Genomic DNA, 15,938 nt, shown 5'->3' with positions numbered 1-15,938 from the left:
GAGATGCAGTGGTTCACCCAAGCTTGAAAGCGTCTCTCCCGACCAGACAGCCGTTGCAGCAGCTCCCGACATCTCCGCCGAGTGCTGCGTGTGCCCTGACTGGCCTTGCGTTGGAGAAGCGCTCTCAAGCAGGAGTAGTGGTCTCTGACCTGGTTCAACTGCTGTCCATTCCAGTGATCCCCCTCAGAGGTATGAGCAATATCTCTCCTACCCAAATCCATGCCCATTGCCTTGACAGCGTGCTCCGGCTCTGGTGCCTCAGACTCCACGCCAATCTGAATGAAGTTAGGAACTGTCTTGGCGTTTGACCAACGTGGCTGCTTTGGGATGAGAACCCGCAAGCATCCCGCGCTGGTAGTGACCTACATCCAGCTCAAAGCGCTCGCGTCCCTCAACGGTGGTCAGTGACACTGTCCAGTCCTTCTCCCGAAAAGAAAAGATGCGGGCACCGTAGGTAACAAAGCCGCTCTTGAACGCTTTGACCGGACGATTCTTTTGCTGGGCAACCTTGCGGGCAGCGGCTAACCTTCTGCCTACCTGTTGTGCCACTCGCGCTAGCGGGACGGAGTCCTTATTGCTGGAGAGCCCAAAGCGGGTACGAATTTCGCGGTAGCAGAGCGATTGAAGCTTGACGGCGTTGACCACCTTCTCTGGCGTGTTTTGGTTGACCCAGTAAGGCCTCCGGCCCGCTGGCGCGAGGAGTGCTTGTGCAAACGCATCCAGAGTCGCCTCCAGCTTGGCGGCTTGCGACCCAGATACCTTGAGCTTGCAGGAGACAGTTAAAACTTGGGTCATGTTACAACTATACGACGTCATCTGCATTCCTCCCAGCCCTGGCCCTACGGCTACAGGGCGGGGTTCTGCGGTTTCTAGCTAAATGGACTACAGAAATACCGGAATCACCGTCGAGGCTCAAACGGCAAGGTACCCATGGTACACGCTGCAATTGTCCTTACGATCCTGCTGGGCTTTTGGGGAGTGGTGGTCAAGCGAAATCTAATCATGAAAATCTTGGCCATGGATGTGATGAGCACCGGGGTTATCGCCTTTTTTGTCATTTGGGCCGCCCGCACCGGCGTGTTCACTCCCATCTACAAGCCCTGGCGCCAGGTGGACTATGCCGACCCGGTTCCGCAAGGAATCATCCTCACGGCCATCGTCATCGGCCTGTCGGTGCAAGCTCTGATGTTAGTGGGGGTGATGAAGCTGTCCCGCAATCATCCCACCCTGGAAGTGGAGAGTATTGAGCAGGCGGTAGCTGATGACTGAGCTGACGACCGAACTTACGTTGGTCTGGGTGGCACTGCCCTTTTGGCTGGCCTTCGCCACCTACTTGCTGCCGGCTTTGACCCGTCCCGGCCTGGTCATCATGGCTGGACTGACGATAGCCTACGCAGTGCGGCAGGGAGGCCTGCCAGGGGCAACTGCTGCGCCGTTGGAGCTCCAGTTGCTGGATCACTTCGGGGTGACGCTGCGGATCGATGGCAACGCCGCGGCTATGCTCCTGGCCCACGGCCTGGTCACCCTTGGGGTAGCCCTGTATCTGGATCGGCGCTTTGTGGGCAGCCGCTTTCTGGCCATGCAGTTGTTAATCATCCACGGCAGCGCCAACGCCGTCGTCATCAGCGCTGACCTGATCAGCGTCTATGTGGCCCTGGAGGTGCTCAGTATCGGCGTGTTTTTGCTGCTCACCTACAGTCGCCGAGCAGAGTCCCAGCCGATGCTGGGGGAAAGCGCCCCGCACCGCTCTCGCGACCGTCAGCTCTGGGTGGGGCTGCGCTACCTGTTCATGAGCAATGTGGCCATGCTCTTCTACTTGATGGGCGCAATCCTGGTCTATGTGCGCACCGGATCCCTGGCGATGAGCGGCTTGGCCCTGGCCGACCCCACGGCTCTGGCCTTGATTGCCGTTGGCCTTCTGGCCAAGGGGGCGGTCTTTGTCGCCGGCCTGTGGCTGCCCCTCACCTACGCCACTGCCGATCCTGTCATCGCGGCGGTGCTCAGCGGTTTTACTACAAAAGCAGGCGCCATGGCCCTTGTGCGCTGCAGCGAGTTCTCGCCCCTCTTGGTGCAGGGACTGCCCTACTTCAGTGCAGGCGCGGCGGTCTTTGGGATCCTTCTGGCTTTGATGGCCAGCACGCCTCAGCGCCTTTTGGCCTGGAGCTCGGTGTCGCAGATGGGATTTGTCATCGCTGCACCCCAGTGGGCGGGTTTGTACGGTCTGGCCCATGGGCTGGCGAAGCCCTTGTTGTTCGTTGGGGCTGCGATAACCAATTGCTGGCGCTGGCCGCTGCTGATCTTGGGGACGGCCTCGCTAGCAGGGGTGCCCGGCACTTTGGGCTATGCGGCCAAGGCTCTTAGCTTGTCGTCTCTGGATCCCTGGCACGAGTGGCTGCTGGTGGGGGTTACTGTCGGCACCACCTGCATAGCCGTGCGGGTGCTGCGGGCTTTTCCTTCTCAAACCAACGGGGACACTACCCCGGCATGGCCAGACAAGGTGGCCCTAGTCCTTTGGGGCGGGGGCTTGCTCTGGTTCTGGCTGCCGGCGGCCTATGACGTCGATAATCTCATCAAGGCGTTCCTTAGCTTGGGCCTCGGGATCCCCCTGGGCTGGTTTTGGGAGCGGATCCCTGTGAAGGGATGGCGGCTGGATGAAGGGCTAGAGGCAGTGGTGGGCGGCTTGAGTGTGGTGTTGGTGCTGGTCTGGATTCTGCTAAGTAGAGTGAACCATGTGGCGCTACCCTGAGTTGGGCTTACTGGAAATTGGCCTGCGGCTTTTGATTTGGTTTTTGCTGACGGGTAATCTGAGTTGGGACAATGTGGCCATCGGGGTAGCGGCGACGCTGCTGCTTCCCCGACAGGCTTCTGCGCCGGTGCGGTGGCGGGATTGGGGGCGGGTGCTCAAGGAGATTGTTTTCGCCGTTCCGAAAGCTTACTGGGAGGCCTTTGAGATGATCCTCAGGCCCCACACCGTAGAGGAAGTTGTATACAAACAAACTCTCCCCAATCGTTCAGCGGGACTGGTGTTTCTCGATATCTTTTTGATTACTTTTACGCCCAAAACCATTGTGCTCAATTGCGATGCCCAAGGCACCTACGAGGTGCATCTGCTCAAGCCGCGGGAGGAGGCGTGAACCTACTGCTGTTTCTGCTGATCCTGACCCTATGCCTGCCGCTGTATGCCGCCTGGCTAAAGGAGGATATTTGGCAGACGATGCTGGCTTTTGCCAGCTTATCCACCAAGACGGCCATCCTGGTTTTGGTGGTATCTGTGGTGCGAGATGACTGGATGATCGGGATTGTGGGGGTCTTGATTTTGTCGGTGGGCAATGCAGCCCTGATGCTGCTGGCCCACGTGCTCAAGCGCCTAGAAATGCTTTAACTGGGTCGGGAGGAATATGGAAGTTTTGGTGGAAGCTCTCAGCTATCTCCTATTTGGGATCGGGGTGCTGTTTTGGCTGTGGGGAACGGCACCGCTCCTTGGAGATCGCTCCATTTTGTTTAAGCTGCACGGCCTTTCGGTGTCCGACACCCTGGGATCCATGAGCATCATGCTGGGGCTGTTGCTGCGGATCCCCAGGGAGTGGCCTCTGCTGGTGTTGGCGCTGATTTCCTTGGCCATTTGGAACACCATCTTGGGCTATGTGCTGGCGTTTTGCTCGCAGCGCAAGTCCCTATAGGAGGACAGGATGGAAGAGACTTTGTTGCTGGTGATCGCTCTGCTGTTGCCCTTGACGGCTGCCTTGGTCGTGACCCAGACCAACCCCTATCACGCCCTAGTGATGCGAGGCATTTTGGGGGCTATTGCCGCTTTGATCTATGCCCTCTTTGGGGCAGCGGATGTGGCCTTGACGGAAGCCCTGGTGGGCACCATGCTTTCCATTACTCTCTACGCTATTGCTGTCCGCTCCTCCCTGAGCATGCGCCTGGGCGTTTTGGAAGGTAGCCCGCTGCTGGAGGCCAAGACGGAGGCGGCCCAGCGTCTGCTCCAGCAAATTCGTCGGGGTCTGCAGCCGCTCCATATGCGTTTGGAATTGGCTGCCTATGAGAGTGTGGAGGCCTTAGCGGCAGCCCTTCGCAATCGAGAGATACACACCATGGCCCTTGAGGCTGGCAGTGAAACAGAGGAGTATCGCCTGCTCACCCGGGTGCCTCGCCTGCAAGAGATTTTGGCCCAGCAAACTCTGTCCTCCGAGGTTCTTGCCCCATGAGATGGCTGTATGGCATGGCAGTGCTGTTGGCGGCGGTGCAGCTCATGGTCGCCGATGCGGGAGCTGTTTTGCCTGCGGTTGAGCCTGTATCGACTCTAGCCAGAGAAAGCGGTGTGCCCAATACGGTGACGGGCCTGATCTTGCGCAACCGCCTTTACGACACGGTTTTCGAAGTAGTTGTGTTTTCTACGGCAATTTTGGGTGCCCAATACCTGCTGGCGGATGAGCGACCGACGGCCAATGTAGCTCAGTTTACCGATATTCCCTCAATTGTGTTGGCGCGGGTGGGGGCCACCATTTCTGCCCTGATTGCAGTGGAGCTGGCAATTCGAGGACACCTGACGCCGGGGGGAGGCTTCGCTGCCGGTGTGGCAGGGGGAACGGCTATCGGTCTAGTTGCCATTACTGCTTCTTCTGCCTGGATGGAGTCGGTTTACCAGCGATGGCGAGCTGCCACTTGGGAAAAGCTCTCAGTGGTGGCTTTTATTGCAGCGGCGATGCTGGCCCTTGCCGGTTGGGAATTGCCCAGGGGCGAGCTGGGATCCCTTTTCAGCGGCGGCTGGATCCCAATTCTCAACATTTTGGTGGCCATCAAGGTGGCGCTGGGATCCTGGGCGGCGATTTTAATTTTTATTCGCTACCGCGGCTTGTTATGAGGGCTTGAAGGGGTTGATAACCTTCGTGTCAAGCAAATAATTGTAGGTGGTGTTATCTTCTTGTAGCCGCTCGAAGTCCGAATCTTCACCAACGTTTGGGATCGATCTGAGCACTTGGCAAAGGACTTTTTTTGCAAGTTGGAGTAAGACTTGCTCCAGGATTTTGCGATGTTCGGCTTCTGCACTCGCGCCGTGACGCCTCTCCCTTTCTTTAAGGGCTTTGACAATGGCCTCATCAACGTTGCGAACAATTAGAGAACAATTAGAGTGGTCATGGAGCGTCTGATTCATTTACGCTGCACAATACGGATATGATCCGGACGATGCAACGATTGCAATTCCATCATTGCTGACAGAAAGGGAGGAATCCCTCAAAGCCCTAAGGAAGAACCCTAGAGCACCTAAGTACCGATGTCATATTGCCTTTGCCCAGATGGCATTTTGATGGCTCTAATTTTACCTTCTGCTTCCCACCATCGCTAAGTGTTTTCGTGGACTCTCAAGATTTTCGTTGCTTCCTTAAGACAGACATACCGCTGGATAACTTTTCTCCTGAAATTAGCAATGCCGTTGTACTGCTATGCCCGTAAATGTCCAGAAAGTTGAGTACTAAATCCAACCTCCTCAATCAATGGCTTCATGGATGGCTTTGCCGCGAAGATAGCGATGACAGTATCAACGTGCAAGTTTCCCCGCCCGACGAGCAACTTGACCTGCAGGCGACCTCTACAATAGAAGGCTGACCCTGCCACCTCTGGGATCCCTATGCCACGCCGCACCGATATCCACAAAATCTTGCTCATTGGAGCGGGGCCGATCGTTATTGGCCAAGCCTGCGAGTTTGACTACTCCGGCACCCAAGCCTGCAAAGCCTTGCGAGAGGAGGGCTACGAGGTGATCCTGGTCAACTCCAACCCGGCCACCATCATGACGGATCCCAGTATGGCGGATCGCGTCTACATCGAGCCGGTGACGGCGGACTTCGTGGCCCAGATCATCGAGCGGGAGCGCCCCGATGCCCTGCTCCCCACCATGGGGGGTCAGACGGCCTTAAATGTAGCGGTGGAGCTGGCCCGGCGCGGGATCCTAGACCAGTACGGGGTGGAGCTAATTGGGGCCAAGCGGGAGGCCATTGAAAAGGCGGAGGATCGGGAGCTCTTTAAGCAGGCAATGCAGCGGCTTGGCCTGGCCGTGCCCCGCTCAGGGTTGGCCCGCAGCCTGGCCGAAGCCAAGCAGATTGCCCAAGAGATTGGCTATCCCCTCATCATCCGCCCCGCCTATACCCTAGGGGGCACGGGCGGCGGCGTGGCCTACAACCAAGAAGAATTTGAAGAGATCTGCGCCGCCGGCCTCGAGGCCAGCCCGGTCTCCCAGATCCTGGTGGAAGAGTCGGTGATTGGCTGGAAGGAGTTTGAGCTGGAGGTGATGCGGGATCTGGCGGACAACGTGGTGATCATCTGCTCGATTGAAAACATCGACCCCATGGGGGTACACACCGGCGACTCCATCACCGTGGCCCCGGCCCAGACCCTTACCGACAAGGAGTACCAGCGGCTGCGGGACTATGCCATCGCCATCATGCGCGAGATCGGGGTGGAAACGGGGGGATCCAACGTGCAGTTTGCCGTCAACCCCGCCAACGGTGAAGTGCGGGTGATTGAGATGAACCCGCGGGTTTCCCGCTCTTCTGCTTTGGCCAGCAAGGCCACCGGCTTCCCCATTGCCAAGATTGCCGCCAAGCTGGCCGTGGGCTACACGCTGCCGGAGCTCCCCAACGACATTACCCGCAAAACTCCGGCCAGCTTCGAGCCTACCCTCGACTATGTGGTCACCAAGATCCCCCGCTTTGCCTTTGAGAAGTTCCCCGGTTCGGAGCCGGTCTTGACCACCCAGATGAAGTCGGTGGGGGAGGCGATGGCCATTGGCCGCACCTTCCAGGAATCCCTCCAGAAGGCGCTGCGATCCCTGGAGATCGACCGCCCCGGCTTTGGCAGCGACCGGCCGGAAGTCTTCCCCACCCCAGAGGAGGTGCGGGCCAACCTGCGCACCCCCAACCCCTTTCGCCTCTTGACCATTCGCACCGCCCTGCTCATGGGTTTTTCCGTTCAGGAAATTGCCCAGCTCACCCACATTGATCCCTGGTTTATCGACAAGCTGCAGGAGCTGGTGGAAGTGGAACAAGCCCTCAAGGGGCGGGAGCTGGGATCCCTGAGTGCTGAGGATCTGCGCCACCTCAAGCAAATGGGCTTCAGCGACCGACAAATTGCCCACCTGACCGGCTCCAGCGAAGCTCAGGTGCGGGATCGCCGTAAGCAACTGGGGGTGATCCCCACCTACAAGACGGTGGACACCTGCGCTGCCGAGTTCGAGGCGACCACCCCCTACCAGTACTCCACCTACGAGAGCGAATCCGAGACCTTCCCCACCGCCAAGCCGAAGGTGATGATCCTGGGGGGCGGCCCCAACCGCATCGGCCAAGGGATCGAGTTCGACTACTGCTGCTGCCATGCTGCCTTTGCCCTCAGCCGCCTCGGATATGAGACCCTCATGGTCAACTCCAACCCCGAGACGGTTTCCACCGACTATGACACCGCCGATCGCCTCTACTTTGAGCCCCTCACTCACGAAGAGGTGATGAACCTGGTCGAAGCTGAGCAGCCGGTGGGCCTGATCGTGCAGTTTGGCGGCCAAACCCCCCTGAAACTGGCCCAGGGGCTGGCAGCAGCCCAGGCACCCATCTGGGGCACTTCCCCCGACTCCATCGACATAGCCGAGGATCGCGGGCGCTTCGAGCGCATCTTGCGGGAGCTGGATATTCGCCAACCGGCCAACGGCATTGCCCGCAGCGTGGAAGAAAGCCTGGAAATTGCCCGCCGCATCGGCTACCCGGTGGTGGTGCGGCCCAGCTATGTGCTGGGGGGACGGGCCATGGAGATTGTCTATTCGGATCAAGACCTGCAGCGCTACATGCAACTGGCGGTGGCGGTGGATCCCGACCGTCCCGTGCTGGTGGATCAGTTTTTGGAGGACGCGGTGGAGGTGGACGTAGATGCCATTGCCGACCGCACCGGGGCTGTAACCATTGGCGGGATCCTAGAGCACATCGAGCAGGCCGGGATCCACTCGGGGGATTCCGCCTGCGTCTTGCCCAGCCGCACCCTCAGCCCCGAGGTGCTGCAGGTGATTCGCGACTGGACGGTGAAGCTGGCCCAAGCTCTCAAGGTGGTGGGGCTTATTAACGTGCAATACGCCGTCCAGAAGGAGCAGGTCTACGTCCTGGAGGCCAACCCGCGAGCTTCCCGCACCGTACCATTTGTCAGCAAGGCCATTGGCCATCCCCTGGCCGATTATGCCGCCCAGGTGATGAGCGGCAAAACCCTGGCGGAGCTGGGCTTTACCCAGGAGGTGATCCCACCCTACGTGGCTGTCAAGGAGGCGGTGCTGCCGTTTCACAAGTTTCCTGGTACCGACACGCTGCTGGGGCCGGAGATGCGCTCCACCGGCGAGGTGATGGGGATTGACACCGACTTTGGCCGTGCCTTTGCCAAGGCGCAACTGGCTGCCGGCCAGAACCTGCCCCTAGGGGGCACGGTATTCATCAGCGTCAGCGATCGCGACAAGCAGGCCGTGATCCCGGTGGCTCAAGAGTTTGTCAAGCTGGGCTTTCGTCTGCTGGCCACTGCCGGCACGCAAAAAGTTCTGGCCCAACACGGGATCCCTGTCGAGAAGGTGCTCAAGCTGCACGAGGGCCGGCCCCACGTCATCGACGCCATCAAAAATCACCAGATTCAGCTTATTGTCAATACCCCTTCCGGCAGCGAAGCTCAACAGGATGGGCGGAAGATCCGGCGCACTGCCTTGGCCTACAAGATCCCCTTGGTTACTACCCTGGCCGGGGCCAAAGCCACTGCCGCCGCCATCCGGGCCCTGCAGTCGGGATCCCTGCAGGTGAAGTCCCTGCAGGAGTTTCACGCCGAAATTGGACGATAGATCTCAGTCTTCTTGGGTTACCTTTCTGAAGAAATTCTTAAAACCTTCACCTTAAGAAATTCTGAAGTTCTCGGCTGGAGAAAGTGGCCTTGGCTGCCCAGGAAAAGCCGAGACCAAGGCATCAAAATTGCAACACTGATTTGCCTATTTGTATCGATACATCAACTTGTTTCACATTCTGGCTGCACACGTTAGAGATCCCTGTCGGCATCCCGAAAACTGTCTAGTTTGGAAGAAAGCTCCCCTAGGCCTTGTCGAAGGGGCTCCTGACATCGGTTCGGCAAAGGCAGGGGGGAGATGGCTTTGCTGAAATTTTCTAGGAGTTGGCCTATGAGTACGGTCATTCGTCGCTCCGCTGCTGCGCGGCGGCTGTGGAGTTGGGAAAGTTTTTGTCAGTGGATCACCAGCACCGAAAACCGGCTTTACATTGGCTGGTTTGGTGTATTGATGATCCCAACGTTGTTGGCGGCAGCCTTTTGTTTTGTAATTGCCTTCACTGCCGCGCCGCCGGTGGATATGGACGGGATCCGCGAGCCGGTGATTGGCTCTTTGTTGGGGGGCAACAACCTCATTTCTGCAGCGGTGGTGCCCACCTCAGCCGCCATTGCCCTGCACTTTTACCCCATCTGGGAAGCCGCCTCTTTGGATGAGTGGCTCTACAACGGCGGCCCCTACCAGCTCATCGTGCTCCACTTTCTCCTTGGGGTGTGGTGCTACCTTGGCCGGCAGTGGGAGTTGAGCTACCGGCTGGGCATGCGCCCCTGGATTGCGGTGGCCTTTTCTGCGCCGGCGGCTGCCGCTACAGCGGTGCTCTTGGTCTACCCCATTGGCCAGGGCAGCTTCTCGGAAGGGCTGCCGCTGGGGATTGCCGGCACCTTCCACTTCATGCTGGCCTTCCAGGCGGAACACAACATCTTGATGCACCCCACCAGTTGGCTGGGGGTAGCCGGGGTGTTTGGCGGCGCCCTGCTGGCGTCTCTACACGGCTCCCTAGTGATGTCTAGCCTGATCCGGGAGACTTCGGAAGAGGAGTCGGCCAATGCCGGCTACCGCTTCGGCCAAGAAGAAGTCACTTACAACTTCCTGGCCGGCCACTACACCTTCTTGGGGCGGCTGGGGATCCCCGGCCTTGGCTGGCGCAACAGCCGCTCCGTTCACTTCTGGATGGCGGCCCTGCCGACCGTAGGGATTTGGGCGGCAGCCATTGGCATTGGGATGATGGCCTTTAACCTCAACGGCTTTAACTTCAACCAGTCCATCCTGGACGGCCAGGGCCGGTTCATCCCCACCTACGCCGACCTGGTCAACCGCGCCAACCTGGGGATCCAGGCCATGCACGCCCCCAACGCCCACCACTTCCCCCTGCTGTTGGCAGCCAAAGCCGACTAGGCTCGGTCGAGTTCAAAGGCGCGGTGGGCAGCTTGCAGAGCGTGGATTCCCTGCTCCTGTCGCACCACGCAGCTTACCTTGATCTCCGAGGTGGCGATCATCTCGATGTTGATCCCGGCGTCGGCCAAGGCAGCAAAAAAGTGCGCCGCCACGCCGGGATAAATTTCCATCCCGGCACCGACGATGCTCACCTTAGCGATGTCGTGGTCGGCTTCGACCCCCGCCGCCTGCAGTTCCTCGGCCACCTGCCGGCACACGGCCTCAGCCGCCCTGGCCTGGTCCTGAGGCACCGTAAAGGCGATGTCGTTACTGGGGATGCCGTTGTGGTAGCCCCGCTGGCTTTGGATGATGGTGTCCACGATAATCCCGGCCTCAGCCAGGCGCCCAAACAGATGGGCAGCCGTCCCCGGACGATCCGGCACCTTGCGGATGCCCAGCCGCGACTGCTTCAGATCCAGGGCAACGCCCCGCACCGGGTGGTTGCTGGGGAGGGGATCCCGGCCAGGGGCTGCCGTGACCCGATGCAAATGGGGAATCACCTGAAACGCCTCCCCCAGCGCCAGGGCGGCCTCCCCAGCCCGCTCGGCAGCCACCACACAGCTTACCTTGATCTCCGACATGGAGATCATCTGGAGATTGATCCCGGCTTCCGCCAGCACTCGAAACATCTCGGCGGCAATGCCCGGGCGACCCATCATCCCCACCCCGGCAATGCTGACCTTGGCCACCGCCTCCTCGACGAGGACTTCCCTACACCCCAGCTCCTGGCCCACCTGCTGTGCCACGGCTGCCGCCTGGGCTGCTTGCGCCCGGCTGACGGTAAAGGCAATGTCGTTGGTAGGGGATCCCTCGGCTGCACTGAGGTGGAGCGACTGCAGGATTAAATCGACGTTGATCCCGGCTGCCGCAATTTCCTGGAACAGCTGAGCGGCAATGCCCGGGCGATCCGGCACTCCCACCAACACCACCTTGGCCTGATCCCGATCCAGCTCCACCGTATCCACTGCCCGGCCCAGCTCAATGCTGCTATCGGCGGGGCGAGGACGGGGAGGAGGAGAAAGAATGAGGGTGCCCTCGGATCCTGCTTGCAGCGGCTCCAGGCTGGAGCGCACCCGCAGCTTGACGCCGTAGTTGCGGGCAATCTCCACCGAGCGGGGGTGGAGCACCTGCGCTCCCAGGCTGGCCAGCTCCAGCATCTCGTCGGCGGTAATCTCTGGCAACAGCCTGGCCTCGGGTACCTTGCGCGGGTCGGTGGTGAAGATCCCCGGCACATCGGTGTAGATCTCACACAGCTCTGCTCCCAGAGCCACCGCCAAAGCCACCGCCGTAGTGTCGGATCCCCCTCGCCCCAGGGTGGTAATTTCCAGCTCCGCCGGGCTGGTGATGCCCTGAAAGCCGGCCACCACCACCACCTCTCCCCGCTCCAAGTGCTGCCAGAGGCGGTCGGTGTGGATGTGCAGGATGCGGGCCCGCCCGTGATCCCGGGTGGTAACAATCCCTACCTGGGCCGCCGTCAGGGAGAGGGCAGGATAGCCCAAGCGCTGCAGCGCCAGAGCCAGCAGGGCAATGCTTACCTGCTCGCCCGTGGAAAGGAGCATGTCCCACTCCCGCCACTGGGCCGGCGTGGTCGGGGATCCCTGGAGGATCTGTTCCCCCAGTTCCACCAGGCGATCGGTTTCCTCTCCCATCGCTGAGACCACCACCACCACTCGCTGGCCCTGATCCACCGTGTGGGCCACCCGCTGGGCCACGGCTTGGATGCGCTCGATGGAGCCGACGGAGGTGCCGCCGTACTTCTGGACAATTAAACCTGCTGGCATGGCTAGGGCTGAGCTGGTTAGGCGTGGTTTGGATCCTACCCCGAACTAGGCCAAGCCCAACCAAGTTTGCAAAAAGGGTGGCACCGGCAGCAGGATCAACACCAGCAACGTCAGCATCCCCAGCCCCAGCAGCTCCCGCCCCTCATCCAGCTCAGTGACGTCGTTGAGGGCCGGCTCGTCGGCACTGGAGATGACAAACAGCAGCAGCGCCCACAATAACAGCCAGGGCTGCACCGTCAAGGCCAGCAGCAGCACCAGCCAGCGAGTTACTCGCCCCACATTGGCCCCCATCTGCTGGCCATAGACGGCGTGGACAAGGTGGCCCCCATCCAGTTGGCCCACCGGCACCAGGTTAAAGGCAACCACCACCAGACCCAGCCAGCCGGCAAAGGCCAAGGGGTGCAGATCGATCACCTGGCCCGGCTGCAATTGATCCCCCAGCACCATACGCGCCAGGATTGCTAGCAGCACCGATAGGCGTGGATCGATGCGATGGAAGCTAATCGGGGTCGGCTGCCCCTCTGGCACTGCCGGAGGCTCCGCAGGCGTCGAAAAGACTAGCCCCAGGAGCAACATTGCCAAAGCAACGAGGCTGCCTGCCAGCGGCCCGGCAACGGCAATGTCAAACAGCACCTTGCGGTTGGGCACCGGTTCTTTCAGCTCAATGAAGGCCCCAAAAGTTCCCAAAACAAAAGGCACCGGAATGAAGTAGGGGAGCGAGGTTTTGATGCCGTGGCGGCGGGCCACCCAGTAGCGGATCCCCTCATGGGATCCCAGAATGGCCAGGATCCCCACTGCATAGGGCAGCCCTTGTAGCAGCGAGGGCAGATGCAGCAACCGATCAGGGCTGACCCCAGCCGCCTGGGCGCCGGCAGTTAGAGTTGTCCAAAAGGTAAACAGCAGTAGCCCCAGCGCCAGCAGAGGCCATTCTTCCTGACGGGTTAGGGAGCGCCGCGCCGCTGGGTTGGGCACCAGGGCAAAAAAAGGCTTGCCGGCAAACCCCTCCTGAAGCACCACCAAGAAGCGTTTGCCGAAAGTGTTTTCGACATTGCGCTGCACCCGCTCATAGGCTTCCGTGGGATCCGCCCGCAAATTGCCCCGGCAGATAATCGCCTGGGGACGGTATTCTACGCTTTGCAAATAAAAAACATTCCAGGGGAAGCAGTGGTTGAGCTTTTCCCGCGGCACCTCCGAGATGGGGGTGTGGGCAATAGCCGCCGAGACTGGATCTGCAGCACTGTCCTCCTCTTCTTCCTCTGCTTCCGGCAAAGACTCGCGATCCGATCCCACAACCGGCGAGGTGTTTTCCGCCCCAGGTTGAGAGCCCGCCGTGGGGGGTCGGAGGCGCCCCCGGCGCACCAAAGTCATGCTGGTAAAATAGGAGGCCAGAAATAGCCCCAACATGAGCAAGGGGGGCATTTCGTACTGAAACACCTGACGCCCCAGCACCCAGATCAAAGGGGGCATCATCATCACCAGCCACAGGATCCGCCAGGGCACCTTGGAGAGGCGGGCCACACTTTTTTGCAGCAGCAGGTAGGTTGTCGAACCCACCAGTGCCAACAGGATCCAATCTGCCATGAGTTGCAAAAAACAGAGGAGAACGCCTCTACCAAGCTAGCGACAAACCCAATCTCTCTGCTACGGCCAGGAAGGGGGATCCCTCAGGAGCCAAATTTTTGCCTCGCCTGCTCATAAACCGCCGCCCTGATCTCTTGGATCGCGGATTTCTCAAACTTCTCGTTCCCATGAGCAGTGCAGAGCACTTTCTTCTCAGGGGCGGCTGGGCGGACAAAAAAGGGAATTTTCTTGAGGCGCACCCCTGCCTCCGGTGTCCACTGGACAGCTTCGCTTATCCCCAATGGCCCCAGCGCAACATCCATTCCGGCAAGAAAGTGTTCCCCGTCATCCCCCGCAGCGTGAAGTAAATAAACAACAGTAGAGCCAGGGATCCCAGCACAACCAGGGCTGCTGACGTCGGGCTTTTGCGGTACAGCTTAACAAAAGGCTGTAAGCCGGCCCAGATCCCCCCCAGCAAGACGGTAATGAAATAGGTAGGGTAGCGGGAGACATTCTCCACAAATTGGTCTTCCAGTCGACGGGGAGTCTGCGGCTGTGGCATGGGCAGATCGCAATCCAACAACTTCCCCTCAGTCTGCCACAGATGTTGGTCTCTGTCCCCCGGCTGAAGAGGGCTGGGAACCAGGGGGAAGCCGCCCAGGCTCAAGACGGTGAGAACCTGATATGGTAGGCGTTATCCTGCCTGCTCAGCTCAGCACAGCCACCCACCCTCTGGCCTGATGCGAGAATTGCCCCCCGATGCCCCCAATCGCGCCGGTGACCTGCCTGGGGAACAGACCCTGGCGCTGATGCGCGTCCAGGAAGCTTTGGATCAACTGGAGGCAGCCATTCTCAGCAGTCCTCGTCTGTTCTGGTCTCGCACCCTTATCGACGAAGAGAGCATTCTGGAGCAGTTGGACTTCATCCGCCTCAACCTGCCCACGGCCTTGGAGGAAGCCGAGGAGGTGCTGCGCCAGCGGGATCAAATTTTGGCCGAGGCCCATCGCTACGCCCAGGAGATCGTGGCCATGGCCCAGCGCCGCGCCGAGCAGCTCGTTAGCGAATCGACCATCGTACGCCAGGCTCAAGCGCAGGCAGAACAGTTGCTGCGGCAAACCTACCAACAGAGCGAGGAGGTGCGGCGACAGACGCTCCAGGAGTCGGAGCGTCTCCAGCGGGAGGCCCATCGTTACGTGGATCAGGTTTTGCAAGACCTAGAGTTGCGGCTGTTGGAGTCGCTGCGGGTGATCCGCAACGGGCGACAAAACCTTCAGACCTAAATTTGTTCTCGACCAGAGAGTGTCCATCTGTTCAGTTTTAGGCCAATATAAAAGGTAGCATCTGGGATCCTTTACCCTGCGGATCTGTGGTAACCAAACTAACCTCCGGCAGGGAAGACGAAGACAAGTCTCGGATGGACGGCCAGGAACTCGACGCGCTGTAGATTGCTGCCGCAGGCAAGGAACCTCGAGCTTTTGTGGCAAGCTGGCGGAGTTCTCCCTTTGCTTAACTGAGAGCGTGTGTCCCTCTTCTCAGCGGTTGCCCAGCATTGGACTACTCATCGAGCTACCTTCCTCGGCGGGCTCTGTCCCCAGCCTGCGAGTTCCGGCTTTTACCCCTTTTGCGGAACCACTCAGTCGTCTAGGAGATTCTATGACCATTGAACCGAAAGCCCGTAAGAACCGCGAAAGTGCTAACTCCCGCTCCCGCAGCCGTCGCCGTGAATCGGCCAAAGGTATTAAAGGAGCTAACTCAGCCGCCAGCCTCTCTCTGCCGAAGTTGATCCAAGAGAATGCTGTGCTCCAATCTCGCAGCCAGTTGTTGCTGATGTACAGCGACTTCCAAACCGAAATGCCCAATGATGGCAAAACTGGCGTTGGCACCTGGCTGCAGAACCGCCTCAAGGAGTACGGCATGCCCAGCCTGCTGCGTTTTGGCCCGCGCTCTTGCCCTCAGGTTTTCCGCCGCGATGAATTTTCCGAGTGGATGATGCTAGCTCTCAACGCTGTCAGCCCCAAAAACGAGAGCGCCCGCTAGGAGAGGTAGACTCTTGTCGCGGCAGACGTAAACTACCCGGCTCCGACCGCTAAGCGGTACGGAGCGGGTTTTCTGTAGCCCTGTAGTTGGCAAGCCAACCACGGGCCTCTAGGCCGGTTTACAGCGACCCCCAAAAGCGCAATGACGTTGGCACCGTTCAAATCTGCATCCCCTTCCCGTTGCCCAAGCCACAAACAGCGGTGGCAGGTCTGCGAGCTGTAGGCAGGCGGCACCACCACAACCTGGATCCCTGCTCTGGCGGCCTTGTAGTGCAC

At 59.7% G+C, this 15,938-nt stretch carries 16 protein-coding genes and 1 pseudogene; 11 read left to right on the top strand and 6 right to left on the bottom strand.

Going from position 1 to position 15,938, the window contains the following annotated elements:
* Nucleotides 1-795: pseudogene (locus tag NW863_RS08855) on the bottom strand (RNA-guided endonuclease TnpB family protein); the annotation flags it as partial.
* Between the two features lie 135 nt (nucleotides 796-930).
* On the opposite strand from NW863_RS08855, the gene NW863_RS08850 reads away from it, so the two are divergent.
* From NW863_RS08850 to NW863_RS08820, 7 genes are read left to right on the top strand one after another with little or no spacing between them, the layout of a single operon-like run.
* Nucleotides 931-1,269, top strand: a complete 339-nt coding sequence (locus NW863_RS08850; protein WP_414365847.1) for a cation:proton antiporter subunit C — start codon at nucleotides 931-933, stop codon at nucleotides 1,267-1,269.
* Entirely contained in the window at nucleotides 1,262-2,746 is a 1,485-nt protein-coding gene (locus tag NW863_RS08845) for a cation:proton antiporter (protein WP_414365846.1), read from the top strand. Before NW863_RS08850 ends, NW863_RS08845 begins: the two co-directional genes overlap by 8 nt.
* Nucleotides 2,730-3,134 (top strand): Na+/H+ antiporter subunit E, encoded by a 405-nt coding sequence (locus NW863_RS08840; protein WP_414365845.1) that lies wholly within the window; start codon nucleotides 2,730-2,732, stop codon nucleotides 3,132-3,134. Before NW863_RS08845 ends, NW863_RS08840 begins: the two co-directional genes overlap by 17 nt.
* On the top strand, nucleotides 3,131-3,382 hold the full coding sequence (locus NW863_RS08835) for a hypothetical protein (protein ID WP_414365844.1): 252 nt from the start codon (nucleotides 3,131-3,133) through the stop codon (nucleotides 3,380-3,382). Before NW863_RS08840 ends, NW863_RS08835 begins: the two co-directional genes overlap by 4 nt.
* Before the next feature lie 16 nt (nucleotides 3,383-3,398).
* On the top strand, nucleotides 3,399-3,680 hold the full coding sequence (locus tag NW863_RS08830) for a monovalent cation/H(+) antiporter subunit G (protein WP_011430583.1): 282 nt from the start codon (nucleotides 3,399-3,401) through the stop codon (nucleotides 3,678-3,680).
* Nucleotides 3,681-3,689: 9 nt separating this feature from the next.
* Nucleotides 3,690-4,211: a DUF4040 domain-containing protein gene (locus tag NW863_RS08825; RefSeq protein WP_414365843.1), complete on the top strand. Its 522-nt coding sequence runs from the start codon at nucleotides 3,690-3,692 to the stop codon at nucleotides 4,209-4,211.
* Nucleotides 4,208-4,867, top strand: a complete 660-nt coding sequence (locus NW863_RS08820) for a Na(+)/H(+) antiporter subunit B (protein WP_414365842.1) — start codon at nucleotides 4,208-4,210, stop codon at nucleotides 4,865-4,867. The genes NW863_RS08825 and NW863_RS08820 overlap by 4 nt, the downstream gene beginning before the upstream one ends.
* Here the strand turns inward: NW863_RS08820 and NW863_RS08815 are convergent.
* Nucleotides 4,862-5,158: a FitA-like ribbon-helix-helix domain-containing protein gene (locus NW863_RS08815; RefSeq protein ID WP_414365841.1), complete on the bottom strand. Its 297-nt coding sequence runs from the start codon at nucleotides 5,156-5,158 to the stop codon at nucleotides 4,862-4,864. The genes NW863_RS08820 and NW863_RS08815 overlap by 6 nt on opposite strands.
* Nucleotides 5,159-5,632: 474 nt before the next feature.
* Here NW863_RS08815 and carB point away from each other — a divergent pair, with 474 nt between their 5' ends.
* Together carB and NW863_RS08805 are read left to right on the top strand one after the other, a co-directional pair.
* Nucleotides 5,633-8,857 carry a carbamoyl-phosphate synthase large subunit gene (gene carB, locus NW863_RS08810; RefSeq protein WP_414365840.1) on the top strand — a complete coding sequence of 1,075 codons (3,225 nt, stop codon included), beginning with the start codon at nucleotides 5,633-5,635 and terminating at the stop codon, nucleotides 8,855-8,857.
* A 330-nt stretch (nucleotides 8,858-9,187) separates the two neighbouring features.
* Nucleotides 9,188-10,246, top strand: coding sequence for a Photosystem Q(B) protein 1 (locus tag NW863_RS08805; protein WP_414365839.1), 1,059 nt, complete (start codon nucleotides 9,188-9,190; stop codon nucleotides 10,244-10,246).
* On the opposite strand, the gene NW863_RS08800 is transcribed toward NW863_RS08805, so the two are convergent.
* From NW863_RS08800 to NW863_RS08790, 3 genes are all read right to left on the bottom strand, one after another.
* Nucleotides 10,243-12,066, bottom strand: a complete 1,824-nt coding sequence (locus NW863_RS08800) for an aspartate kinase (RefSeq protein ID WP_414365838.1) — start codon at nucleotides 12,064-12,066, stop codon at nucleotides 10,243-10,245. The two genes, NW863_RS08805 and NW863_RS08800, sit on opposite strands and share 4 nt — an antisense overlap.
* A 45-nt stretch (nucleotides 12,067-12,111) precedes the next feature.
* Nucleotides 12,112-13,647: a site-2 protease family protein gene (locus NW863_RS08795; RefSeq protein ID WP_414365837.1), complete on the bottom strand. Its 1,536-nt coding sequence runs from the start codon at nucleotides 13,645-13,647 to the stop codon at nucleotides 12,112-12,114.
* 271 nt (nucleotides 13,648-13,918) lie between these two features.
* Complete coding sequence (locus NW863_RS08790; RefSeq protein ID WP_414365836.1) at nucleotides 13,919-14,188, bottom strand: DUF751 family protein; 270 nt, start codon at nucleotides 14,186-14,188, stop codon at nucleotides 13,919-13,921.
* Nucleotides 14,189-14,366: 178 nt separating this feature from the next.
* On the opposite strand from NW863_RS08790, the gene NW863_RS08785 reads away from it, so the two are divergent.
* Nucleotides 14,367-14,906 (top strand): ATP synthase F0 subunit B, encoded by a 540-nt coding sequence (locus NW863_RS08785; RefSeq protein ID WP_414365835.1) that lies wholly within the window; start codon nucleotides 14,367-14,369, stop codon nucleotides 14,904-14,906.
* 373 nt (nucleotides 14,907-15,279) lie between these two features.
* Nucleotides 15,280-15,663: a hypothetical protein gene (locus tag NW863_RS08780; protein WP_414365834.1), complete on the top strand. Its 384-nt coding sequence runs from the start codon at nucleotides 15,280-15,282 to the stop codon at nucleotides 15,661-15,663.
* A gap of 32 nt (nucleotides 15,664-15,695) precedes the next feature.
* Here NW863_RS08780 and NW863_RS08775 read toward each other — a convergent pair.
* Nucleotides 15,696-15,938: zinc ribbon domain-containing protein (locus NW863_RS08775; protein ID WP_414365833.1), on the bottom strand; the 243-nt coding region annotated here is incomplete at its 5' end.

This window comes from Synechococcus sp. B60.1, assembly GCF_047462555.1.
Taxonomy (GTDB): domain Bacteria; phylum Cyanobacteriota; class Cyanobacteriia; order Thermostichales; family Thermostichaceae; genus Thermostichus.
The sequence above is the reverse complement of the archived record's forward strand: the minus strand, read 5'-3'. Positions and strand labels throughout refer to the sequence as shown.